At 73.6% G+C, this 23357-nt stretch carries 23 protein-coding genes; 11 read left to right on the forward strand and 12 right to left on the reverse strand.

The annotated features are described in order from the left end of the window. Positions 1-12: 12 nt before the first annotated feature. Positions 13-873, reverse strand: a complete 861-nt coding sequence (locus tag ACFWN3_RS11635; RefSeq protein WP_377639736.1) for a glycerophosphodiester phosphodiesterase — start codon at positions 871-873, stop codon at positions 13-15. A 236-nt stretch (positions 874-1109) separates the two neighbouring features. Between ACFWN3_RS11635 and ACFWN3_RS11640 the strand changes: the two genes are divergently transcribed. Together ACFWN3_RS11640 and ACFWN3_RS11645 are read left to right on the forward strand one after the other, a co-directional pair. After that, a complete protein-coding gene (locus ACFWN3_RS11640; RefSeq protein WP_377639738.1) occupies positions 1110-1676 on the forward strand; it encodes a hypothetical protein in 567 nt (188 codons plus the stop codon). Further along, entirely contained in the window at positions 1673-1960 is a 288-nt protein-coding gene (locus ACFWN3_RS11645; RefSeq protein ID WP_377639740.1) for a transcriptional regulator, read from the forward strand. The genes ACFWN3_RS11640 and ACFWN3_RS11645 overlap by 4 nt, the downstream gene beginning before the upstream one ends. 18 nt (positions 1961-1978) lie before the next feature. On the opposite strand, the gene ACFWN3_RS11650 is transcribed toward ACFWN3_RS11645, so the two are convergent. Together ACFWN3_RS11650 and ACFWN3_RS11655 are read right to left on the reverse strand one after the other, a co-directional pair. Beyond that, positions 1979-2146, reverse strand: a complete 168-nt coding sequence (locus ACFWN3_RS11650; RefSeq protein WP_377639742.1) for a hypothetical protein — start codon at positions 2144-2146, stop codon at positions 1979-1981. A 128-nt stretch (positions 2147-2274) separates the two neighbouring features. After that, complete coding sequence (locus tag ACFWN3_RS11655) at positions 2275-3603, reverse strand: saccharopine dehydrogenase family protein (RefSeq protein WP_377639744.1); 1329 nt, start codon at positions 3601-3603, stop codon at positions 2275-2277. A gap of 62 nt (positions 3604-3665) precedes the next feature. On the opposite strand from ACFWN3_RS11655, the gene ACFWN3_RS11660 reads away from it, so the two are divergent. Further along, entirely contained in the window at positions 3666-4898 is a 1233-nt protein-coding gene (locus ACFWN3_RS11660; protein ID WP_377639746.1) for a glucose-1-phosphate adenylyltransferase family protein, read from the forward strand. Between the two features lies 1 nt (position 4899). Here ACFWN3_RS11660 and xylB read toward each other — a convergent pair whose 3' ends face one another. Both xylB and ACFWN3_RS11670 read right to left on the reverse strand, forming a co-directional pair. Further along, entirely contained in the window at positions 4900-6333 is a 1434-nt protein-coding gene (gene xylB, locus ACFWN3_RS11665) for a xylulokinase (RefSeq protein ID WP_377639748.1), read from the reverse strand. A 119-nt stretch (positions 6334-6452) separates the two neighbouring features. Further along, positions 6453-7502 carry an SGNH/GDSL hydrolase family protein gene (locus ACFWN3_RS11670; RefSeq protein ID WP_377639750.1) on the reverse strand — a complete coding sequence of 350 codons (1050 nt, stop codon included), beginning with the start codon at positions 7500-7502 and terminating at the stop codon, positions 6453-6455. A gap of 123 nt (positions 7503-7625) precedes the next feature. Here ACFWN3_RS11670 and ACFWN3_RS11675 point away from each other — a divergent pair, with 123 nt between their 5' ends. Further along, on the forward strand, positions 7626-8519 hold the full coding sequence (locus tag ACFWN3_RS11675) for a sucrase ferredoxin (RefSeq protein ID WP_377639752.1): 894 nt from the start codon (positions 7626-7628) through the stop codon (positions 8517-8519). A 12-nt stretch (positions 8520-8531) separates the two neighbouring features. Here the strand turns inward: ACFWN3_RS11675 and ACFWN3_RS11680 are convergent, their stop codons facing one another. The 4 genes from ACFWN3_RS11680 to ACFWN3_RS11695 form a co-directional block, all read right to left on the reverse strand. Further along, the gene (locus ACFWN3_RS11680) at positions 8532-9068 is read right to left on the reverse strand and encodes a DUF1697 domain-containing protein (protein ID WP_377639754.1); all 537 of its coding nucleotides are present in this window, start codon (positions 9066-9068) and stop codon (positions 8532-8534) included. A gap of 105 nt (positions 9069-9173) precedes the next feature. Next, complete coding sequence (locus ACFWN3_RS11685) at positions 9174-9587, reverse strand: VOC family protein (RefSeq protein WP_377639756.1); 414 nt, start codon at positions 9585-9587, stop codon at positions 9174-9176. A 446-nt stretch (positions 9588-10033) separates the two neighbouring features. After that, positions 10034-10681 (reverse strand): response regulator, encoded by a 648-nt coding sequence (locus ACFWN3_RS11690; protein WP_377639758.1) that lies wholly within the window; start codon positions 10679-10681, stop codon positions 10034-10036. Next, positions 10678-11826, reverse strand: a complete 1149-nt coding sequence (locus tag ACFWN3_RS11695) for a sensor histidine kinase (protein ID WP_377639760.1) — start codon at positions 11824-11826, stop codon at positions 10678-10680. The genes ACFWN3_RS11690 and ACFWN3_RS11695 overlap by 4 nt, the downstream gene beginning before the upstream one ends. Before the next feature lie 227 nt (positions 11827-12053). Between ACFWN3_RS11695 and ACFWN3_RS11700 the strand changes: the two genes are divergently transcribed. Next, a complete protein-coding gene (locus ACFWN3_RS11700) occupies positions 12054-12512 on the forward strand; it encodes a DUF6326 family protein (RefSeq protein WP_377639762.1) in 459 nt (152 codons plus the stop codon). An 11-nt stretch (positions 12513-12523) separates the two neighbouring features. Then, positions 12524-13186: a hypothetical protein gene (locus ACFWN3_RS11705; RefSeq protein WP_377639764.1), complete on the forward strand. Its 663-nt coding sequence runs from the start codon at positions 12524-12526 to the stop codon at positions 13184-13186. Between the two features lie 45 nt (positions 13187-13231). Here ACFWN3_RS11705 and ACFWN3_RS11710 read toward each other — a convergent pair whose 3' ends face one another. Together ACFWN3_RS11710 and ACFWN3_RS11715 are read right to left on the reverse strand one after the other, a co-directional pair. Next, entirely contained in the window at positions 13232-13954 is a 723-nt protein-coding gene (locus ACFWN3_RS11710; RefSeq protein WP_377639766.1) for an FAD-binding oxidoreductase, read from the reverse strand. After that, positions 13951-14559, reverse strand: coding sequence for a sulfite oxidase-like oxidoreductase (locus tag ACFWN3_RS11715; RefSeq protein ID WP_377639768.1), 609 nt, complete (start codon positions 14557-14559; stop codon positions 13951-13953). Before ACFWN3_RS11715 ends, ACFWN3_RS11710 begins: the two co-directional genes overlap by 4 nt. A 149-nt stretch (positions 14560-14708) precedes the next feature. Here ACFWN3_RS11715 and ACFWN3_RS11720 point away from each other — a divergent pair, with 149 nt between their 5' ends. Continuing rightward, positions 14709-16415: an AMP-binding protein gene (locus tag ACFWN3_RS11720; RefSeq protein ID WP_377639770.1), complete on the forward strand. Its 1707-nt coding sequence runs from the start codon at positions 14709-14711 to the stop codon at positions 16413-16415. A 28-nt stretch (positions 16416-16443) separates the two neighbouring features. Here ACFWN3_RS11720 and ACFWN3_RS11725 read toward each other — a convergent pair whose 3' ends face one another. Continuing rightward, complete coding sequence (locus tag ACFWN3_RS11725) at positions 16444-18780, reverse strand: DUF998 domain-containing protein (RefSeq protein ID WP_377639772.1); 2337 nt, start codon at positions 18778-18780, stop codon at positions 16444-16446. A 36-nt stretch (positions 18781-18816) separates the two neighbouring features. Between ACFWN3_RS11725 and ACFWN3_RS11730 the strand changes: the two genes are divergently transcribed. Genes ACFWN3_RS11730 through ACFWN3_RS11745 form a run of 4 tightly spaced genes read left to right on the forward strand, consistent with a single transcriptional unit; the run spans position 18817 to position 23200 of the window. Beyond that, positions 18817-19497, forward strand: coding sequence for an HAD family hydrolase (locus tag ACFWN3_RS11730; RefSeq protein ID WP_377639774.1), 681 nt, complete (start codon positions 18817-18819; stop codon positions 19495-19497). A gap of 9 nt (positions 19498-19506) precedes the next feature. After that, positions 19507-21180, forward strand: coding sequence for an FAD-binding dehydrogenase (locus ACFWN3_RS11735; protein WP_377639776.1), 1674 nt, complete (start codon positions 19507-19509; stop codon positions 21178-21180). Next, on the forward strand, positions 21177-22481 hold the full coding sequence (locus tag ACFWN3_RS11740; RefSeq protein ID WP_377639778.1) for an MFS transporter: 1305 nt from the start codon (positions 21177-21179) through the stop codon (positions 22479-22481). Before ACFWN3_RS11735 ends, ACFWN3_RS11740 begins: the two co-directional genes overlap by 4 nt. Continuing rightward, entirely contained in the window at positions 22478-23200 is a 723-nt protein-coding gene (locus tag ACFWN3_RS11745; RefSeq protein WP_377639780.1) for a DUF6498-containing protein, read from the forward strand. Before ACFWN3_RS11740 ends, ACFWN3_RS11745 begins: the two co-directional genes overlap by 4 nt. Positions 23201-23357 lie beyond the last annotated feature (157 nt).

Consider the following 23357-nt stretch of genomic DNA (forward strand, 5'->3'; position numbering starts at 1 on the left):
GGCGGCGGGTGGTCAGCGGGTGCGCAGGACGTCGGCGAGGACGCCGGGGTAGTCGGTGATGATGCCGTCGACGCCCCAGTCGATGCCGCGGTTCATGTCGCCGCCGAAGTTGACCGTCCAGACGTAGGTCTTCAGGCCCAGCTCGTGGGTGCGGTCGACGATGGCCTCGTCGATGTTGCCGAGCGCCGGGTTGACGGCGTCGAGCCAGGTGCTCGCGGCGACGAGCTGCTCGTCGGTGGGTCGGGTGTAGTAGAGCAGCGCGACCGGGACGTCGGGGGCGAGCTGGTGGAAGCTGCGCAGCCACGCCTCGTCCCCCGCCTGCATGATGACCCTGCCCTTGCGCAGCGCCTGGACGAAGGTCGGGATCGAGCGGAGCTCCTTGTCGATGTCGGTCTCGATGCCGGGGAAGGCCCACGGGTCCTTGGCCTCGAGCAGCATGCCGGCGCTCGACCCGACGGCCTCGACCCACTCGCGCAGGGTGAGGATCCGCTGGCCGGCGTACTCCGAGCCGAACCACGAGCCGGCGTCGAGCCGCTTGATCTCGGCGAGCGTGTAGTCGGCGACCTGGTAGGTGGTGCGCTCGGGGAAGACCTGCTCGACGTTCGTCGTGCGCGCCAGGCTGAGGTCGTGCGTCACGACGAGCTGGCCGTCCTTGGTGCGCATGATGTCGTTCTCGACGTAGTCGGCGCCCTGCTTGAGGGCGAGACGGACCGAGGCGAGGGTGTTCTCGGGGGCCATGTTGCCGGAGCCACGGTGGCCGATGACGGCGACGTCGGGTGGGCTGCCGGGTCCGGCCGCGGCGGCACTTCCGGCCGGGACGGCGACGGCGAGGGCCGTGGCGAGCAGGGCGACGGTGGCACTGAGTCGGAACATGCGGGGGACCGCTCCTCGGGTTGACGACACTGTCCTGAGGCCTCCCTGTAAGCGCTTACAAGATGGCCTCGGTGCGACCCTAGCCCGGCCCGGTGGGGCCGTGGGGCGCGAGATGCAGCCCGATCGGCGACCGGTCCCCGCTCGTTCGAGGTGTCCGAGCAGGGCCCGGGACCGCCGCGCCACCTCGAACGGACCGGCACTTGCCAAACTGGAAAGTTCGGGGTTCACTTTCCACTATGGAAAGTGAACCGACAGACCACGAGACTCACGACCCCCGCTCCCTCCTCGCCGTCGCGGACCAGTCCCGACAGCGCCTCGTGGGCGAGCTCCGGCTCCCTGCCGGCCTCCTCCCGGTCCTCGCCGCCGCGGTCGCGGCCCAGATCGCCACGGCGGCCTGGGGCATCGCGGACCAGTCGGTCACCGGCCTCGGGGTCGTCGCGGCGGGACTGGCGGTCTTCCTCGGGGTGGCCGCGGCGGCCCTGCACCGGTTCCGCCGGGCCAACGGCGTGCGGGTCGACGGCCTGGCGAGCCGGGTCGTCCTCGGCAGCGGGACCATCGCGTCGACGGCCTACCTCGGCTCGCTCGCCGCGGCCGTCTGGGCCGCCTTCTCGCAGACCTGGTGGGTCGTCGGCGTCGCGGCGGTGGCGGGCGGGGTCGGCTACGCCCTCGGGGCCCGTCAGTGGTGGCACGCCTACCGGCAGGACCCCGTGCCCCACGCGCGCGGGGCGTCGCCGCGCGTGCTGGCGGGCCTCGCCGTCGCCGCGTGCCTGGGCTTCGTGGCCCTCGTGGTCGTCGGCCGATGACCGAGCTCGACCCCCTCATCCACGCGCCGACCCGCCTCCAGCTGGTGACGTCGCTCGCGGCGGTGTCGGAGGCGGAGTTCGCCACCCTGCGCGACGCCCTCGGCGTCAGCGACTCGGTGCTCTCGAAGCACGTCTCGGCACTCGCCGACGCGGGCTACGTCCGCAGCCGCAAGGGCGTGCACGCGGGGAGGCGCACCACGTGGGTCGGCCTCACCGACGCCGGCCACCGCGCGCTGCGCGGGCACGTCGCGGCGCTGCGGCGGCTCATCGACGCCGTCGAGTGAGGCTCGGGTCAGGCCCGTTCAGCCGCCACCGCCGCCGTACCCCGCCCCGGGGCCTGCGCCCCCACGGATGTCGGGCAGGTCGAGGTGACGGTCCTCGGCCGCCGCCCCTCCCTGGCTCCCGCGTCGCCGCTCGACGAGCCAGACGACCACCAGCACCGCGACCAGAGCACCTGCTGACCACCACATGACGACCTCCCTCGGCCGGGACGACGCACCGAGCGCCGATCTCCCCGGTCTGGTCCTCGTCGAGGGCGCGGGACATGGCCCACAGTGATGGTTCGCCGCACCCGCGAGGAGGTCCGGGACCGAGGCGATCAGCCGGGGAGGCGGTCGACCTCGAGGGCGAAGCCGTGGGCGCGCAGGCGGTCGGCCAGCGGCATCCCGATGGCGGTCGCGGGCGTGAGGACGCCGGCGACGTCGGCCGGGAGGGCGGCGTCGTCGCACAGGGCGAGCGCCGCCTCGCCGAACATGATCGCGGTGCCGCTGTAGCCCGGGTCGTAGGGCGCGAACACGGTGGAGCGGTACCGGGCGCCGTTGGTGGCCTCGGCGGTGACCTCCATCCGGAAGCGGCCGCTCGTCATCGCCTCGGCGCTCGGACCCTCGCCCGGCTTGGGCAGCACCCGGTCGACGACCGGCCGCAGCGGCGGGAACGACAGGCCGCCGAGGACGCCGAGCAGCGCGGCCGAGGTCACCCCGGCGGTCACGGCTCCCTTGACCCCGGAGCCGTAGTCCGAGTACTCGCGGTAGCGGAAGCCGGTGCCGTAGCCGAGGAGCGAGGCCGACCGCGCGACGACGCGGGTGTTGAACGCCGCCATGACGAAGGGGCCGGTGAAGTGGTCGGACCCCTGCTCGCGACGCACGGGCGAGGCCTTCTCGACCTTCGCGACGAGGTCACCGACCGGACCCGGCACCCACGACGGCAGGGCCCCCGATGACGACGCGCCACCACCGGGACGCCCGGACCCACCCGAGCCGGACGACCGCGGCGGCCGCGGCGGCCGCCCTCCCTCGGCCAGCGCCCACGGGTCGTCACCCACGGCCTTGAGCGTCGGGTCGGAGCGCAGCGTGTCGACCTGGGTGCGCGCCGAGTCGATCGTCCCGCCGCTGAAGCCACCCTTCATGCTGCGCACTGCGAGCGCGGTCCGCCCGAGAGCGGCACCGTCGGCCCGCGCGGCCTCGGCGCAGAGCAGCACCCCGAGGTCGCTCGGGACCGAGTCGAACCCGCAGGCGTGGACGATGCGCGCGCCGGTGCGCTGGGCGGTGGCGTGGTTCTCGGCGATGCTGCGGTGGACGAAGAGGACCTCGCCGGTGAGGTCGGCGTAGTGCGTGCCGGCCTCGGCGCAGGCCCTGGCCAGGGGTCCGCCGAGCCGGAGGTAGGGCCCCACCGTCGTCGCGACGACCCGCGTCCGGGCGGCCAGCTCGGCGCACGCCGCGGCGTCCGTGGTGTCGACCGCGATGAGCGGCCAGTCGCGTGCGGCGCCCTCGAGCTCGCGCGACAGCCGCTGCAGCCGGGTCAGCGAGCGCCCGGCGAGGGCGATCCGCACCCCGGCGGGGGCGTGCTGCGCCAGGTGCTGCGCGGTGAGGCGGCCGACGAAGCCGGTGGCGCCGACGAGGACGAGGTCGAGCTCGCGGGGATCGCTCATCGGTCCACCCTAGGGGTGGTGCGCCGGGGCGGTCCCGTTCGCCATGGGGCACAGTGGGCCCCGTGAGGTCGACGTCGAAGGTGCTGGCGGTCGTCCAGGCCGGTGGGCAGGGCTCCCGGATGGACGTCCTCACCCGCGAGCGCGCCAAGCCGACCCTGCCGTTCGGCGGCTGCTACCAGCTCGTCGACATCGCGCTGAGCAACCTCGCGCACAGCGGCATCTCCGACGTCTGGCTCTCGGTCCAGTACCAGGCGGGCTCGCTCCACCGGCACCTCGCGTCGGGCCGCCCGTGGGACCTCGACCGCACCCGCGGCGGGCTGCGCTGGCTGATGCCCGAGGAGGGCGGGGGCTCGATCGCCGTCACCGGGTTCTCCAGCGGCAACGGCGACGACCTCCACCGCTACGCCGACTCCATCCGCGACTTCGGGGCCGACGCCGTCGTCGTCATGTCCACCGACCAGGTCTTCGCCCTCGACCTGCGGGCCGTCGTCACGGCGCACCTCGAGCGCGGGAGCGACTGCACCGTCGTCACCACCGAGGTCACGCGGACCCAGGCCGCCGACAAGGCCGTCATCTCCGTCGGGCGCGGTCACGAAGTCACCGGCGTCGACTACAAGCCAGACAAGCCCAGGTCGACGACGATCTCGGCCGAGGTCTTCGTCTACGACCCCGAGGTCCTCGTCCGCACCCTCGACGAGCTGCGCCGCGAGCTCGCGCCGGCCGACGAGGAGGGCGGCACCGGGATCGGCGACTTCGGCGAGCACCTGCTCCCGCGGCTCATCCGCGACGGCACCGTCCACGCGTGGCCGCTCGAGGGCTACTGGGCCGACCTGGGCACGCCCGCCTCGTACCTCGCCGCCCACCGCGACCTCCTCGCCGGCCGGGTCGACGCCCTCGCCCGGCCCGACTGGCCCGTCATCACCAAGTGGCCCGAGCAGCCGGCCACCCGCATCGACGCCGGCGCGGTCATCGAGGACTCGCTCGTCAGCCCCGGCTGCGTGCTGCGAGGAACGGTGCGGCGCAGCGTGATCGGGCCGGGCGTCGTCATCGAGAAGGGTGCGGTCGTCGAGGACGCCGTGCTCTTCTCCGGCGTGCACGTCGGCCGCGATGCGCGGGTCACGACCTCCATCATCGACGAGGACGTGCGGATCGAGGCCGCCACGCGCGTCGGCGAGGCGACCCGCGCCACCCGTGCGCACGACGACCACATCGCCGTCGTGGCGCGCCAGTCGGTCGTCGGCCGCGGGGTCGTCGTCCCCGCCGGGGCCCGGCTCGAGCCGGGCACCACCGCCTGACTCAGCGCGCCACGGGGAAGGTCGAGGCGACGAGGGCGGCGTAGCGCTCGCGCACCTCGGAACCGCAGGCGGCCTCGGAGGCAGCACCCGGCTCGATCGTGACGTCGATGTCGACCTCCCAGGTCGGCGCGGTCTCCGCACCCGACAGCGCCCAGGCCGCCTGGCGGGCCGCGCCGGCCGCGACGTACTCACCCGGCGCGGGCACCGCGACGGGGACGCCGAAGAGGTCGGGGGCGATCTCCTGCACCGCCTGCGACGCGGCGGCCCCACCGATGAGGAGGATCCGCTCCACCGGTGACCCGGCGTCGCGGACCCGCTCGACGGCGTCGGAGAGGCCGAGGAGCATGCCCTCGACGACCGCGCGGGCGAGGTTCTCGGGGGTCGCGTTGCCGCGGGTGAGCCCGTGCAGCGAGCCGGTGGCGGTGGGGAGGTTGGGGGTGCGCTCGCCGTCGAGGTAGGGCAGGAGGATGAGGCCGCCGGCTCCCGGCCCGGCGGCCAGGGCCAGCCGGTCGAGCCCCGCGAGGTCGGTGCCGAGCATCGCGGCCCCGGAGGTGAGGACGCGCGCCGCGTTGAGGGTGCAGACGAGGGGGAGGAAGCCGCCCTCGGCGTCGGCGAACGACTGGACCGCGCCGGTGGGGTCGGCGGTCGGGCGGTCGTGCCGGGCGAAGGCGGTGCCCGAGGTGCCGAGCGAGACGACGACGTCGCCCCGCCCGAGGCCGAGGCCCATCGCGGCGCCCATGTTGTCGCCCGTGCCGGCGGCCACGGCCATCCCGGAGGAGGTCCGCCCGACGACCTCGGTGGGCGAGGCGACGCGGGGGACGTCGAGGTGCGCGCCGACCGTGCCGACGGCCTGGCGCAGGAGGTCCTTGCGGTACGAGCGGGTCCCGGCCGACCAGTAGCCGGTGCCCGAGGCGTCGCCGCCGTCGGTGGTCCAGCCGTCGCGGCCGCCGCTCGCCTCAAGGATGCGGCCGGTCAGCCAGTCGTGGGGGAGGACGCAGCGCACCGCGCGCTCCAGGCTGTCGGGCTCCTCGGTGGCGGCCCAGCGGAGCTTGCTCACGGTCGTCGCGGCCACGGGGACGACCCCGGTGGCGTCGGCCCACGCCTGCGCGCCGAGCTCGTCGACGAGGTCGGCGGCCGCCTGCGCCGAGCGGGTGTCGTTCCACAGCAGGGCCGGTCGCACGACCTCGTCCTGATCGTCGAGGAGGACCATCCCGTGCTGCTGGCCGCCGACCGCGAGGGCCGCGACGCCGTCGAGCAGCCCGCCCGACGTCGCCTCCTCCCACGCCGCCCACCAGTGGCGCGGGTCGACCTCGGTGCCGTCCGGGTGCGACGCGCGACCGCTGCGGACGACCTCGCCGGTCTCGGCGTCGCGGACGACGACCTTGCACGACTGGGTCGAGGTGTCGACCCCGGCGACGAGCGGTCGGTCGGTCATGCGTGCCTCCTGAGGCGTGCGGCCGCGTGCCCCGGTGCGACGACGGCCCGGCCCCGATCCTCTCAGGACCGGTGCCGGGCCGTCGTGGCCGGACCGCTGGCCGGACGGTCAGCGGGCGGTCAGCGGGCGAGGAAGGCGCGCGCCTGCGCCGCGGCGTACCGGCGGTCTGCGGCGTCGATGCTGGCGCGGCTCGACAGGTCGACCCCGGCCTTCCTCGCCGCGGCCTTGGCGGCCGGCGTCGTGAGGTCGGGAGCGACGAACTCCTCGGGCGCGATCGACGCGTCGAGGGCCGCGTACCTGCGCTGCTGGTCGGCGAGGCGGGCCGACGAACCGGCGGCCTTCGTCATCAGGGCCGGGCCGGCCGTGACGGTCGACCCGGTGACGAGCGGGCTGACGACGGGCGTGTAGCCGCTCGCCTGGCCGAGTCGGTTGGGGTGGAAGGACTCGACGATCGGGTTCGACAGGCCGTTGAGGTACTCCGGGTTGTCGCAGACCGCGTGGCCGAGGAACGCCGAGGTCGGGTTGGCGAAGGAGAAGCCGGCCGCGGAGGCGCGGCCGCTCAGCGTGCTGTTCATGAGGTCGGCGGTCGCGTTGAGACGGCTCATCTCGGTGCCGGAGAACCAGGTGAGGAGGTTGCAGTCGGTGCCGTTGAAGATGCGCGGGTAGCCGACGACGGTGACCTTCGCCTGCGGTGCGCGAGAACGGATCTGGGCGTAGAGGGTGTTCAGTGCCGTGGGGAGGGCGTTGCGGATGTAGCTCTGCGCCTTGTCGACGGCGCCGTTGCAGTTGCTGAGCCACGACGGCTGCGCGCACGTCGTGAGGACGTCGACGAAGCCGGCGTCGTTGCCGCCGATCGAGATCGTCACGTAGGTCGTGCTCGCCGTCAGGGCCGACAGCTGGGTGTTCGTGACGTCGGGGATCTTCGCGCCCGAGCAGGCCCGGAAGTTCAGCGCGTAGCCGCGGGCCGAGGCGATGAGCGAGGGGTAGGCGTACACCGAGCGCAGGCACGTCGTGCCGTCGAGGATGTAGCTGCGGGTGCCGGTGCCCGACGAGTAGCTGTCGCCGAGGGCGACGTACGAGGGCGCGGCGGCCGCGGCCGGCGCGGCGGAGACGACGAGGGCGGTCACCGCGGCCAGAGCGGCTGCGGCCAGGGCACGACGGTGGGCCATGGGTTCTCCTTCACGACGGTGTGCGGATGGGCCGACCGTAGTGCGGAGCGGGCGTCGGCGCCCGTCGAGCGGTCGGTGGGAGGTCCCGGCTCCGGGGGGAGCGCGCTCGCATAGGCTCGCGGGGTGGTCCTGTCCGATCTCTCGCGCTGCTCCGCCGCGTCCCGCCACCGCGCCGACCCGCAGGCCGGCTCGGCGCCGGTCGCGTCCCGGTGGCTGCTCATCGAGCACCCGGGACCGTGGGCGAAGAAGCCGATGCAGACGCCCCCGCTCCTCGGCCCGGTGGGCGCCGCCATCGAGGAGACGTGTGCGTCCTTCGGCGGCAAGGTCCTGCTGGTCCGCCGTCCCGGCCGCCGCGAGCCCGGTGACGACGCCACCGCCTGGTACGCCGTCGACACGATCCGTCGCACCTGGATCCGGGGGTTCTGGCGACGGTCGGAGGACCTGCTCGCCGCCGCCCACGCCCTCGGCCCGCCGCTGAGCATGAGCGACGAGGACGCCGACCCGATGGTCCTCGTCTGCACCCACGGCGTCCGCGACGCCTGCTGCGCCGTCCGCGGCCGCCCCATCGTCGCCACCCTCGCCAAGGCGCTGCCCGACCAGGTGTGGGAGTGCACCCACCTCGGGGGCCACCGCTTCGCCGGGACGCTGTTGTCCCTGCCCGATGGGGCGTGCCTCGGCCGGCTCGACCCCGACACCGCGGTCGCCGCGGTCACCGCCCTGCGCGAGGACGCCGTCGACGCGACGTTCCTGCGGGGGACGACACGCTTCCTGCCGGCGGTGCAGGCCGCGATCGTCGCGGTGCTGGGAGCCCACGGACGCGGCGGCATCGACGACCTCACGCCGGGCCTGGTCGAGGAGGACGGCGACCACACGACGGTCGAGGTCCTCGGCCGCGGCGCGATGCCGGGGCGGACGGTCGTCGACGTCCGGGCCGAGGCCCTGCCGGATGCCCCGCTGTCCTGCGGCGACAAGCCGAAGGCCCACATCGCCTACCGCAGCGAGATCCGTCCCTCCTGACCCGGCCCGGGTCTACCTGGCGTCGATCTTGGCGAGGAGCCTGGTCAGCATCGTGACGTTGCGACTGGTGGTGGTGAGAGCGCCGACGGCGTTGGTCCAGTCGCGCGCCGAGAGCGTCGAGTCGGTGGACTTGCCGTGCATCCGCCAGTGCACGTCGGCACCCCGCACCACGAGAGTGTCGACGTCGTTCGACAGGGCCTGCAACGCCGCCGCCGCGGTCGCCGAGGGCGGCTTCTTGAGGAAGGTGACGAAGTACGTGTCCGTCGCCACGAGCGTGAAGGGCTTGGCGTCCATCGCCGTCCTCAACTGGGCAGCCGTGCGGACGAAGGTCGTGCACTCGAAGCCGAACTCGTCCTCGAGCGCCCTCTCCATGGTCGCCTCGACGGATGCCCGCGCTCCGCGCGCGTCGAACACGACGTTGCCGCTGTTGACGAAGGTCCACACGTCCCGGTGGCCGAGGTCCTGACAGACCGTCACCAGTCGGCTCATCTTCACCCGCCTGCTCCTCCCGACGTTCACCGCGCGGAGGAACCCGATGCGCACGCTCATCCGGCCACGGTAGAGCCGGGCTGTCCCCGGCGCCGGCGTCCTCGTGGTCCCACGAGGCAGTCGCGGCAGGTGAGGAGGTCGCGGCACCTCAGGCGAGACGCACGTTCAGCCAGGCTGGCCGCCTCGGACGAGCTCCGCCAGCGCTTCCCGGGACGGGTGCCCCCAACCGATGCAGAACGGATGACCTGCCGGGTCCGCGTACACCTGGTGGCCCTCCTCCGCCTCCAGGTCACCCTCTCGAAGGATTCGCGCCCCGAGCCGCATGACCTGTGCGTGCGCATCGTGCGGGCCGCGGACGTGCAGGTCCAGGTGCACCTGCTGCGACGCACCGTCCGGCCACTCCGGAGGGACGTGGTCAGGAGCGAGCTGAACGCCGATGCGCCACTCCCCGCTGGAGTCGAGGACGCTGTGGAAGGCCTCGTCCTCGTGGACACGCCCGTCGAGAATCCCGGCCCAGAACGTGCTCTCCGCCCGGAGGTCCGCAGCATCGAGCACGACGACATGTCGGATCAGGTCCACGCGCTCCATCCTAGGAACGACGGCGACGGCTGCGTCCTGTCAGCCGAACCGCAGCCAGACCCCGACCAGCCACGTCCTGCCCCACTGGCACGTGAGAGCGCGAGCCGGCCACGGCACACCACCGTCTCGACCCGGACTCCGGCACGGCCCTCCACACCACCCGCTCCAGAACTGCTCAACCCACGCGATCGATCGATCCAGCGACGCAACTGTCAACCGGGTGGATCGATCGATCCAGCGACGCAACTGTCAACCGGGTGGATCGATCGATCCAGCGACGCAACTGTCAACCGGGTGGATCGATCGATCCACGGGGTTGACGGCTTCTGGAGAGCACCTGCGTGGGCGGGCCGACCGGGCGGATCGTGGAGGCGGTCGACGTGGATGGAGCGCGGCGGTCTTCCCTCATCCCAGCGCGAGCCGACGTCCGCGGGGCCCTCGAACGGTCAGAGGCGGCCGGTCTCGTGGGCCCACATGGCGACCTCGACGCGGTTGCGGGCGCCGAGCTTCCTCATGAGGCCGGCGAGGTGGGCCTTGACGGTGCTCACGGTGATGTGGAGCTCGGTGGCGATCTCGCCGTTCGTGCGTCCCTGGGCCACCGGCCGCAGGACCTCCTCCTCTCGGGCGGTGAGCGGTTCGATGGGCTGCCGCGGCGCTGAGGGGTGGGTGTGCGCGAACGCGGCGAGGAGTCGCACGGTGATGCTCGGAGCGATGAGGGCGTCCCCGTCGGCAGCGGCGTGGATCGCCTGGGTCAGCAGCGTCGGTCCGGCGTCCTTGAGGAGGAAGCCGCGGGCGCCGGCCTTGAGCGCGCCGTGGACGTACTCGTCGAGGTCGAAGGTCGTGATGACCACGATCGGCAGGGGGTCGGTGACGTCGGGACCGGCGAGTCGGCGGGTTGCCTCGATGCCGTCCATGAGGGGCATCCGGATGTCGAAGAGACCCACGTCGGGGCGGAGCTCAAGCGCCAGGCGCACGGCCTCCCGTCCGTCGGCGGCCGCACCGATGACCTCGATGTCGGGCTGGGCGTCGAGGAGCATCGTCAGCCCGGTGCGCACGATGGGCTGGTCGTCGGCGATGAGGACCCTGATGCTCATCGTGGCGTCCCGGTGCGCGGCAGGTTCGCTTCGACCCGCCATCCCCGGCCGACCGCGGGTCCGGCGTGGAACGTGCCGCCGAGCAGGGTGGCGCGCTCGCGCATCCCGACGAGGCCGTAGCCGTGGGGGGACCGGCTGGTCGGGCCCGAGGAGCCGTCGTCCTCGACGGTCAGCCGCACCTGCTCGGTGTCTCCCGTGACGGCCACGGTGACCCGAGTGACGTGGCGGGCGTGCCGTCGAGCGTTGGTGATCGACTCCTGGGCGAGGCGGTAGATCGCGGCCCCGACCGCGGGGCTGAGGTCGCCAAGCTCACCGCCGAGCGTCACCTCGACGCACGGACGGGTCGGGCCGTGGTCAGCGAGCTGCTCGACCTCCAGCACCCCCGGCTGGGGCGCGAACTCCGTGGGCTGCGAGGCGCGCAGGACGCCGACGATGGCGCGCAGCTCGGTCAGCGTCCGGGTCGCCGCGTCCTCGATCGTGGCCAGCGCGTCGACGGCGCGCTCCGGGTGGGAGGCCGCGACGGCGCGGCCGGCCTGGGCCTGGATGGCGATGCCGGAGACGTGGTGGGCGACGGTGTCGTGCAGCTCGCGCGCGAGCTGTTCGCGCTCGCGGGCCCGGGCCTGGTCGATGTCGCGGAGGCGGACCCTCGCCCGGTAGCGGGTCGCGGCGCCCAGGGCTGCGGCGGAGAGGAAGAACCCGTAGGCCCCGACCGTGTCCGCCGCGCTCGTGGGGGTGGCGACGGTGGTGACGGGAAGCCAGAGCAGGATCACGCCGAGCCCGCCTGCGGCCTCCCGGCCCGAGCCCCACCGGAGCAACGAGTAGGTCAGGACCAGCGCCGCGGAGGTGCTGTTGAGCAGAGCGCCGTGCGCATCGGTGAGGATCCTCACCACGTCGACGATCGTCAGCGTCCCGAAACCGACCGCCACGGCGAGGAGCGGGTGGGTGCGTCGCCACAGCAGCGGGCCCACGACCCCGAGCGTCCCGAGCACCAGCAGCGGGAGCGGCGCCAGGTTCTGACGGACCACCACCTCGACCACCGACCAGCAGAGGAACGCCGAGACCAGGGCCCAGTCCCACGGCCCGCGGGGCGGGGGGTTCGTGGGGCTCGGTTCGACCCAGAGCGAGCGCACTGCGTCGATGGCCACCTGAGCAGCGTAGGCAGGCCGTGTCATCGGCGTATCCGCCGAAAGGACAACAGGGCCACTGGGCGGGCGGCCAGGTCGAATCCGGCTCCGGGGCTGATGTGCCGACCCACCACATCCGTGACCGTGGAGGACACACCCGATCACGGCAAGGAGCATCGATGAGTACGTCCCCGTCCCACATCACGCGTGAGCATCCACGGTCCCGCAGCGCGCTGGAGGACCTGCGCGTGCCCGTGCAGGCGAAGCTCGCCGCAGCATGGACCAGCTTCGTGTTCCTCTACGCCTACGTGGACATCCTCGCCTTCTACAAGCCCGGCGTCGTCGAGGACATCCTGGCCGGCGTCGTCTGGGAGTTCGACATCACCCAGACCTGGGCGCTCACGGCGCTGACCCTCCTCGCGATCCCCATCTCCATGGTGCTGCTGTCGATGGCGCTGCCCGCCCGGGTCAACCGCGTCACGAACCTCGTCGTGGCGTCGGTGCAGGTCCCCTTCGCGGCCTTCAACGCCGTGGGCCAGCTGGGTGAGGCCTGGATGTCCTTCTACCTGCTCGGCGTCGCCCTGGAGCTGGTCGTCCTCGCCTTCATCCTGCGCTCCGCCTGGACCTGGCCGCGCCGCACGTCCTCGCCGCCGACCTCGAGGGCCACTCCGGACCGCGAGCTCCTCCGTGCGCCGCACCAGGCATGACCGGCCGCCCGATGACTCACCCATCGGGGAGAGGCCGGTTCGTCGGTGTCGCGGCGATCGCGTTCGTCGTGGCGGTGGTGGTGGAGAACGCGGTGCTGGCGGGAACGGGCGCCCCGGCCTTCGGCGCTCCGATCGAGGACGTGCTGACGTACTACGCGGCCCACGGCAACGCGGTCGGCGTCGCGTCCGGCCTGGTCGCGATCTCCCTCCCGCTGCTGCTCGTGTCCGTCGCAGGTCTCCACGGGCTCGTGGAGCGGCGCGGCGGAGCGGGCGCCGACTGGTCGCGCCTCGCGGTGGCCGCCGGCGCGACGCTGTCGGCCGTCCTCGTGCTCGTCAACGTCCTGCAGGTCGGGCTCGCCCTCTCCGTCGGCGGAGAGGGCGAGCCGACGCCCGCGTTCGAGCTCGTCTGGCAGGTCCACGCGGCGGCGTTCGCCCTGGCGCTGCCGATGCTCGGCACCACCGCGCTCGGCACGACTTTGGCCACGCACGCGAGCGGTCTGACCCCCGACTGGCAGCGCCCGCTGGGACTGGTGGGTGGGAGCCTGCTCCTCGCCGCGGGCGTCGGCAACCTCGCGGTCGCCGACGGCTCCCCCCTCCTCTTCGTCGGGCTCCTCGGGTTCGTCGCCTGGCTCGTCTGGCTCCTCGTGACCGGGGTGCGCCTCGTCCGGTCCTGACCGGGGACCGGACGGTCGAGCCGCCGCAGTGATGACGCGGAACTCTCAGGCCGTGATGCCGAACCGTTCGACCCGGACCGCTTCCGGGCTCATCCCCGACTCGATGACGAGGTCCTCCGCGAACGAGGCGAACCTCGAGGAGCCGCACACGTAGGCGAGCTGGGCCTCGCCGAGCAACCCGGTGATCTCTGCCTTTGTGGGAGGGCCTGCCGTCCGTGCGCTCGTCGAGTGCCGGGTGTAGGCGATGCTCGCACCAGCCCGCTCCAGCTCCTCGGCGTACGGCAACTCCTCCGGGGTGCGCGCCACGGCCATGACGCGCAACAGGTCCGGGCGGCCCAGGTGTCGCGCCGCCCGGAGCATGGCGACCGCGGGGACCACCCCGGTCCCGCCGACCAGGCACAGGGCCGGGGTGTGGGTGTCCCACCTGAACCACCGCCCGATCGGGCCGCGCATCTCGAGGACGTCACCCACCTCGGCGACGTCGGCGAGGAAACCGGAGACCTCTCCGTCCGGGAGCCGCTCGACGAGGAACTCCACGAGGGGGTCGCTGTCGTCGGAGGCCGCGGAGTACGACCGTTGGGCGGTGTAGCCGTCCGGGGCGCGCAGCCGGATGACGTAGTGCTGGCCCGGCCAGTGGCGCCGGCGGTCGTCGACCAGCATGCGCAGCCGGACGAGATGCGGTGCCGGAAGGTCCTTGGTGATGATCCGCCCGGTCGTCCAGGCGGTGGGACCCGAGGCTAGAGCGTCGAAGGGGTCTTCGTCGGTCACGGATCGCCCTGGTACCGCTGCTCGAGCCACGGGTCCCCACGGTCGTGGTAGCCGTTGCGCTCCCAGAATCCCGGGCGGTCGTGGGCGATGAGCTCCAACCGGCTGATCCACTTGGCGGACTTCCAGAAGTACAGGTGCGGGACCAGCAACCGCACCGGACCACCGTGCTCCGGTGTCAGGGGTTTCCCGCCGTACTCCCAGACGACCCACGCCTTGCCGTCGGTGAGATCCGCGAGGGGCAGGTTGGTCGTGTACCCCGTTGACGAGTGCGCCATGACGAAACCTGCTTCAGCCCGCGGCGCGGCGGCGTCGAGCAGGGTGTCGACGGAGACACCGCCGAAGACCACGTCGAGCTTCGTCCAGGTCGTCACGCAGTGGATGTCGCCCGTGTAGGACGACCCCGGCAGCTGGTGCACCTCGTCCCAGGTCCAGGTCGTCGGCCGGTCCACGAGGCCGTCGACCGTGATGCTCCAGGACTCCGGCGGGATGCCGGGCGTGGCCTCCGCCGTCAGCACCGGCCAGCCGCCACCCACGTCGTACTGCCCCGGCGGAATCCGTCCCGCGGAGTCGGGCCGGCGTCGGAAGAACCCGCGCGTCACAGGCATGGACCGGCTCCTCGTGATCGGGGGTGAGGTCACGATCGTAGGTGCCCCCGACCGCCCGAGACCACGGTCGTGGCACCGGAGCCGGATGGTGACGTGTCGGCACCGTCGGAGGCATGGCCGTCCCGGTGGGGTGGTGCCAGAGTGAGGTCATGAGTGCGACGGAGCGGTACCGGGAGGCGCGGGACCAGCTGGTGGCCCTGCGGGGAGACCACCAGAAGGCCGTGGACGAGTTCGCGTGGCCGGACGTCGGGGACACCTTCAACTGGGGCATCGACTGGTTCGACGCCATCGCCCGCGGCAACGACGACCTCGCCCTGGTCGTGATGGAGGAGGACGGCGCGAGCTGCGAGATCAGCTTCGACGCCATGGCGGCCCGCTCCGACCGGGTCGCCGCCTGGCTCGCGCACCGGGGAGTTCGCAAGGGCGACGCCGTGATGCTGATGCTCGGCAACCAGCTCGAGCTGTGGGACTGCATGCTCGCGGTCGTCAAGCTCGGCGCCGTCCTGATGCCGACGACGACGGCAGCGGGGACGGCCGACCTGACCGACCGGGTCGAGCGCGGGGGAGCGCGCTTCGTCATCACCACTCCCGACCAGACGGGCAAGTTCGACGACGTCCCGGGCGACTACGGGCGCATCTGCACGAAGGCCGCCGACGGGTGGGCCGACCTGCGCCCGGCCTACGACGAGGACGTCCCGCCCACGCCGCACCCCGGCACCACGCCGACCGACCCCCTGCTGCTGTACTTCACCTCCGGCACGACCTCGAAGCCCAAGCTCGTCGAGCACACCCAGGTCTCCTACCCCGTCGGCCACCTGTCCACGGCGTACTGGCTCGGGCTGCGCCCCGGCGACGTCCACCTCAACATCTCCAGCCCCGGCTGGGCCAAGCACGCGTGGTCGTGCTTCTTCGCGCCGTGGATCGCCGAGGCGACGATCTTCGTGCTGTCGTACGCGAAGTTCGACGCCGAGAAGCTGCTGGAGACGTTGCGCGAGAACGAGGTCACCAGCTTCTGCGCCCCGCCGACGGTGTGGCGGATGCTCATCAACGCCGACCTGTCCGACGGGCCGGGCAGCCTGCGCGAGGTCGTCGGCGCGGGGGAGCCGCTCAACCCCGAGGTCATCGAGCAGGTCCGCCGCGCCTGGGGCCTTCAGCTGCGCGACGGCTACGGCCAGACCGAGATGACCGCCGCCGTCGGCAACACCCCCGGATCGGCGGTCAAGCCGGGCTCGATGGGCCGCCCCCTCCCGGGCGTCCCGGTCGCCCTGGTCGACCCGCTGACCCACGAGCGCATCGACGGCGAGGGTGAGGGCGAGCTCTGCCTCGACCTCTCGCTCCACCCGCTGCCGCTGATGACGGGCTACCAGGGCGACCCGGAGCGCAACGCCGAGGCGATGGCCGGTGGCTGGTACCACACCGGTGACGTCGCCTCCCGCGACGCCGACGGCTACATCACCTACGTCGGGCGCACCGACGACGTCTTCAAGGCCAGCGACTACAAGATCAGCCCGTTCGAGGTCGAGTCCGTCCTCATCGAGCACCCCGCCGTCGCCGAGGCCGCCGTCGTCCCCGCCCCCGACGCCGTGCGCCTGGCCGTCCCCAAGGCCTACGTCGTCCTCGCCCCCGGCCACGAACCGACGAAGGACACCGCCCGCGACATCCTCCGGTACGCCCGCGAGCACCTCCAGCCGTGGCAGCGGGTCAGGCGCCTCGAGTTCTCCGAGCTGCCCAAGACCATCAGCGGCAAGATCCGCCGCGTCGAGCTGCGCCACCGCGAGGAGGAGCTCGCCGCCGGCGACGGCGCCCCCGAGGGCACCGAGTGGCGCGACGACATGTTCCCCGACCTCAAGGGCTGACGTCCGGACCCGACCCTCCGGGCCCACCTCAGGGGCCGGCGGACGGGCTCGGCAGCGTCGCGACGACCGACGGCGTGCCCGAGGACGTCGGCGTCGGCGCGGGCGTCGACCCCGCCGCCACGGCCGGCACCGTCTCGGTCGTGACCTCCCCGTCGGAGGTGCACACCCGGGCCGGGTCGACCTCGCGACCGTCGACCCGGCGACCGTTGACGAGCGAGACGTCGTCGTAGGCGGGCCGCCCCTCGATGACGTCGCGGAACCGGTAGCGGGTCAGCGTCGCGAGGTGGCAGTCGGTGCCGAAGGTGAGGACGTCGAACGCCGACGGCTGCCCGACGAGCTCCTCGCCGCCCTCGTCGGCGAGGAAGTGGCTCAGCGGGCCCCCGCCGGTGAACGTCCCGGCCTGGACCCGGTTGCCCTCGAGGTCGACCGAGTGCATGTGCCCGTTGGCGAGCACCCCGGCCTCGATGCCCTGCACGGCCCACGGCTCGTGGCCGACGACGAGGTCGGCCACGGGGCGGCCGGTGAACGCGGCGAGGTACGCCTCGCGGGCCGGGACCTGCTTGGCGGGGGAGCCCTTGCCCGAGTCGCCGAACCACCGTGGGTCGTTGAACCCGCTGATCCGCACGCCGCCGGCGACGACCTCGGTGTAGTCGCCCGCCCCGTCCTCGAGGAGGACCACGTTGGGGATCTCGGCGAGCCGGTCGAGGACGGCCGTGTCGGTGGCGCTCGTCGCGTCGTGGTTGCCCCGGGCGAACAGGTAGGGGACGCCGACCGACTCGATGCCGGAGAAGATGCCGGCCACCTCGCCCTCCTGCACGGTCCCGAAGTTCACGAGGTCGCCGGCGTCGACGACGAGGTCGATCGACTCCTCCTCGATGACCGTGCGCATCAGGGGGTACTGGTTGCCGCCGTGGATGTCGCTGACGAGGAGGACGCGCAGTGAGGTGTCGGACTCGAGCGGGGCGGCGGCGTACTTCTGCTGGAGCGCCGTCGACAGGGCGATGAGGTTGCGCAGGTAGGGGGCGACCTGGGTGGCGCGGGTCTCGACGTCGGACAGGATCCCCTGGTTGCGCTGGAGCGTGCCGAGGACACCGGTCGTCGTGAACGTCTCCTGCCGGTCGGGCTGGTACGTCGCCCACAGCGACCCCCCGACCGCCGCCGTCGACGCCAGCCACCCGACGAGCCCGGCGACGACGAGGGCCTGCGGAGGGCGTCGCCTCGTCACGACCGCCCACCCGGCCAGGACGAGGAGGACGACGCCGAGCGCCCCGACCGTGAACCGGACGACGACGTCGACCGCGGCATCGCGGATGGCCGCGCTCAGCTCCTCCGGCCCCGGGCGCAGCGACGCGAGCGAGACCCCCGGCCGCGAGAGCAGGTCGGTGATCGAGGCCTTGACCTGCGGGACGGCGTCGATCCCGGGCGCGGGCCCGCTGAACCCGACGACGATGTCGCCGAACGCGGTCGTCGCCACGAGGTCGCCGCCCCGGCCGGGGTCGGGGTCGAGGGAGACGCTCGCCTTGTAGTGGCGCGTCTCGGCGGTGACGGGCGCAACGGCCGTCGCGAAGACGCCGGCGAAGGCGCACGCCATCGTCAGGCCGACCGCGGCGAGGGCGTGGCGGACCCGCCGGGAGCCGACCCGGTGGCCGAACCACCACCACGTGCCGACCGCCGTGACGAACGGCCACAGCACGGTGACGAGCGCGACGAGCCGCTCGTGGAGGCCGAACAGCCCTCCGCCGAGCCCGATCCCGAGACCGAGGGAGGCGACCGCCAGCGCCAGGACCACGGCCGCCGGCCGGGCGACGCGCGGGCGGAGGACGGGCGGGCCGTCGGGCCGCGCCGCGAACCACGGCCAGACCGCGAGCAGCACGAAGGACAGCGTCGCGACGGCGGTGTGGGCCGGCGAGGCCTCGGTGCGCGACGGGAGCGGGAGGGCGGCGACGCCGATCGTCGCGAGCCCGGCCGCGGCGAGCAGCAGGCGACCCGGGCGCCGGGCGGCCTCCAGCCCCCACGCCGTGACGAGGTGGGCGACGCCGGTGAGGACGAGCGCCGTCGTCATGATCCAGCGGTGCGGGGTCGCGGCCGCGGCGAGGGCGCTGATCGACTCCGCCGCCTGGTCGAAGCCTCCGGGCTGGGTGGCCGCGGCCCACGTCCAGCCCCCGACGAGGGACACGGCGGCGGCGGTCGAGCTGAGGACGGCGGTCCGCGGGTGGCCGACGAGCCGTCGGACCCGCGCGCGTCCGGGGGCACGGCCCGGCGCGCGACCGGGGGCACGACCCGGCGCGCGACCGGGGGCACGACCCGGCGCGCGGCCCGGGGCACGCCCGGCCGACGCGGGTGTGGTCGGGCGCGGCTCGGCCATGCGGACCACCCTAGGTCGCCCACCTACGCTGGGCGCATGCCGACCCCCGTTCGTTCCTCGGTCTTCGCCGAGCCCTTCTCCGCCGTCCTGCTCGACATGGACGGCACCCTCATCGACTCCATCGGCTCGGTGGAGCGGTCGTGGGCCCAGTGGAGCGAGGAGTTCGGCGTCGACCCGACCCTCCTGCGCGCCTTCCACGGCGTCACCGCGGAGAACCTCATCGCGCAGCTGCTCCCCGAGGACGTGCGGGTGCGGGCCTTCGCACGGATCCGCGAGATCGAGGTCGCCGACGTCGCGGGCATCACCGTGCTGCCGGGGGCGGCCGAGCTCCTGGGGTCGCTGGACGCCGGTGCCGTACCCGCCGCCATCGTCACGTCGAGCACCGACGACCTCGCCGAGGCGCGGCTCACCGCGACCGGCCTGTCGCATCCCGAGGTCGTCGTCACCGCCAGCGACGTCGAGCGCGGCAAGCCGTTCCCCGACCCCTGGCTCGAGGGCGCCCGCCGCCTCGGCGTCGACCCCGCCGACTGCCTCGTCGTCGAGGACTCGGTCGCCGGCCTGAGGGCGGCGCGCGACGCCGGGTGCCGCGGTCTCGTCGGCGTCCTCGGCACGACGCCGCGCGAGGAGCTCGAGGAGGTCGCGGACGTCGTCATCCCCGACGTCTCGCACCTTGCACACGTCGTCGAGGACGGCCGGCTGCGGGTCCTCGGGCACTAGGTTTCACCCATGGATGCCGACGTCGTCGTCGTGGGGGCCGGGCTCGCCGGCCTCGTGGCCACCTGCGAGCTCGCGGAGGCCGGGCGCTCGGTCGTCCTCCTCGACCAGGAGAGCGAGGCCAACCTCGGCGGCCAGGCGTGGTGGAGCTTCGGCGGCCTGTTCCTCGTCGACAGCCCCGAGCAGCGCCGGATGGGCATCTCCGACTCCTTCGACCTCGCCTGGCAGGACTGGCAGGGGACCGCCGGCTGGGACCGGCTCGTCGCCGACGACGGCAGCCCGGGCCCCGACCACTGGGGGCGGAGGTGGGGCCGCGCCTACGTCGAGTGGGCGGCCGGCGAGAAGCGGGCCTGGCTGCGCGAGAGGGGGATCTCGTTCTTCCCCGTCGTCGGCTGGGCCGAGCGCGGTGACGGGACGTCGGGCGGGCACGGCAACTCGGTGCCGCGCTTCCACATCCCGTGGGGCACGGGGACCGGGGTCGTCGCCCCCTTCGCCGAGCGGGTGCGCGAGCACATCGCCGCCGGCCGGGTGTTCTACCGGGCACGGCACCGGGTCGACGAGCTCGTGACGTCGGGTGGTGTCGTCACCGGGGCGCGCGGAGCGGTCCTCGCCCCCGACTCCTCGCCACGCGGCGTCGAGAGCAACCGGGACGTCGTCGGCGACTTCGAGTACGGGGGCCAGGCCGTCATCGTCACCTCCGGGGGCATCGGCGGGAACCACGACCTCGTCCGTGCGAACTGGCCTGCACGACTGGGCGATCCGCCCGCCGAGCTGCTCACCGGGGTGCCGGCCTACGTCGACGGCCGGATGATCGCCATCACCGAGGCGGCCGGTGGAACCGTCGTCAACCGCGACCGGATGTGGCACTACGTCGAGGGCGTGCGCAACTGGGACCCGGTGTGGCCGGGACACGCGATCCGCATCCTCCCGGGCCCGTCGTCCATGTGGTTCGACGGTGCGGGCAACCGGCTCCCGGCGCCGAACTACCCGGGCTACGACACCCTCGGCACCCTCGACCACCTGCGGCACACCGGGTTCGACCACTCGTGGTTCGTCCTCAACAGCTCGATCGTCGGCAAGGAGTTCGCCCTGTCGGGGTCGGAGCAGAACCTCGACCTCACGCAGCGGCGCTACCGCGACGTCCTCAAGCGGCCGATCACCAAGGTGACGCCGTCGGTCAGGGCGTTCCTCGACCACGGCGAGGACTGGCTCACCGCGGTCACCGTCCGCGCGCTCGTCGGGAAGATGAACGCGCTGACCCCCGACGCCCCGCTCGACGCCGAGCACATCGAGCGGCAGGTCGTCGAACGCGACCGCCAGGTCGACAACGCCTACGCCAAGGACGGCCAGATCACCGCGATCCGCGCGGCCCGGAAGTACCGCGGCGACCGGCTGACCAAGCGCGCGTTCCCCCTCCACCGCATCCTCGACCCGAAGCACGGGCCACTGGTGGCGGTGCGCCTGCGGGTGCTGTCGCGCAAGACGCTCGGCGGCCTGCACACCGACCTGTCGAGCCGCGTCCTCGACGCGTCGGGGTCGCCGGTGCCGGGGCTGTTCGCGGCCGGCGAGGTGGCCGGCTTCGGCGGTGGCGGGGTCCACGGGTACCGCGCCCTCGAGGGGACCTTCGTCGGCGGCTGCCTGTTCTCCGGGAGGGCCGCGGGTCGAGCCGCCGCGTCCGCCCTGTGACGGAGGCGGGGGCGGGGGCGGCCCCGGTCGCCCGGCCGCCGTTGCGCCGCGACCGTGACTTCCGGCGCTACTGGCTGGCCCGCGAGGTCTCGATCACCGGGACGCTCGTCACGGCCGTGGCGCTGCCGGTCCTCGTCTACCGGCTGAGCGGGAGCCCGTCGCTCACCGCGCTCATCACCGTCGTCGAGGGCCTGCCCTACCTGCTGCTGGGGCTGTTCTCGGGCGCCCTGTCCGACCGGCTCGACCGCCGCCGGGTCATGGTCGTCGCCGATGTCGTCGCGGCGCTCGCCATCGTGTCGGTGCCGCTGGCCCACTGGTTCGGGACGCTGACCGCGCCCCACGCCCTGGCCGCGGGGTTCCTCTCGCAGGCGGCGTTCGTCTTCTTCGACGGCGCTGCCTTCGGGGCCCTGCCCGCCATCGTCGGTCGCGACCGGATCGGCGAGGCGAACGCGGCGATCTGGGGGGTGGGCTCCTTCCTCGACCTCGGCGTCCCGATGGCGACCGGCGTCCTCCTGGCGTTCGTCGACCCCGCGGTGCTGCTGGGGGTCGATGCGCTGTCGTTCGTGGCGTCGGCCGTGTGCGTGTTCGGGATCCGGACCCAGCTGTCGCAGAGCCGGTCCGGGCTGCCCCGGCTGAGGCCGCGAGTGCTCGTCACCGAGGTCGGCGAAGGGTTGCGCTTCCTCTGGGGGCACGCGGGGGTGCGCTCGCAGACGATCATCGGCTTCCTCCTGTCCCTGTCGGGGGCCGGGTTCATGTCGCTGTCGGTGCCGTTCGCCGACCGGCTGCTCGGGGTCGGGACGAGCGGGCTGCGGTTCGGGCTGCTCTTCGCGGTGTGGGGCGTCGGCGGGATGCTCGTCGCGGCGATCACGCCGTGGCTCCTGCGGCGGCTGACGCCGAACCGGCTGACCCTGCTCTGGCTGCCGGTGGCCGGCGTCACCGGCGTCGTGGTGACGACGACGTCCTCGTGGGCCGTGGCCGTCGTCGGGATGGTCGTGTGGGGCGTCTCGTACCAGGGCGTCATCCTCAACTCGATGACCTACCGCCAGCAGGTGACCCCCGAGCCGCTGCTCGGACGGGTCAACACCGCCGGCCGGATGCTCTCGTTCGGGGTCGGCTGGACCTTCGGGGCGTTGGGGGCCAGTGCGCTGGCCGGGCTCGTCGGGCTTCGGGTGGCGCTCGTGTCGGTCGTGGCGGTGGGTCTCCTCGCCGCGGTGTTCGGGTGGCTGTCGCCGTTGCGCCGGATGGACGGGCGGCCGGGGTCGGTCGTGCCCGTCGGGGCGGGGCGGGGTGGGGGGTCGTGAGGGCGCTGCTCCACGGGCTCGGCCGCGTCCTCGGTGTCCAGCTCGCGCTGCGGGCGGGCGACTCCCTCGGCGCGGGGCAGGCGCGCGTCCTCGTCGTCATGCTCGTGCTCGCGGCCAACCTCGCGCCCGTCGTCGCCGTCCTCACCGGGACCATCGGGTACGGCGACGTGTGGCTGTGGCTGGCGATCGAGGTCGTGACGATCTACGCGTGGACGCTGGTGCGGCTCGTGCGACGCCGCCACGAGGGCGGCCAGAACGGGTTCGCGCTGCTCTTCTTCGGGGTCCACTACGGGGCGTTCGCGCTCGTGCCGTTCCTCGTGGGGGTGGTCGTCGTGCTGCCGTGGTCGCCGGTGCGGGCGCCGTGGGTCACCGTGCTCGTCCTCGGCGGGATCGGCGTCCTCGTGTACGGCTGGTCGGTGCGGGGCCTGGTCCGCGACCGGACGCCGGTGGGGGTGTGGGGCTTCCTCCAGGCGTACACGCGGATGATGCTGGCGTACGTCGCGCTCTTCGCCCCGATGATCGCGACGGGCCAGAACGAGGTGTCCGACAGCGAGCCGCTCCTCCAGGCGAGCGACGGGGCGAAGATGGCTGTCTCGCTGCTCGTGCTCGGCGCGAAGCTGGTGCTCGAGCTGGTCCTCGTCGTGGGGGTCGAGCACCGCGAGGGACGCACCCTGCTCTTCGGCAAGCCCCTGGTGCTGAACCTCCGCCGCCCGACCTGAGGCCACTCCGGGGGCCGCGTCGCACCCGAGCCCATCCCGCGCCGCACCCGAGCCGATCCCGCGCGGCCCGTGCCGAACTCGCCGAATGTCACCGAACCTCCGCAGTGGCCCCCGATGTCGGGTGACATTGCGGAGGTTCGGTGACATTCGGGGCGGG

The sequence above is a fragment of the Oryzobacter terrae genome, assembly GCF_042756445.1.
Taxonomy (GTDB): domain Bacteria; phylum Actinomycetota; class Actinomycetes; order Actinomycetales; family Dermatophilaceae; genus Oryzobacter; species Oryzobacter terrae.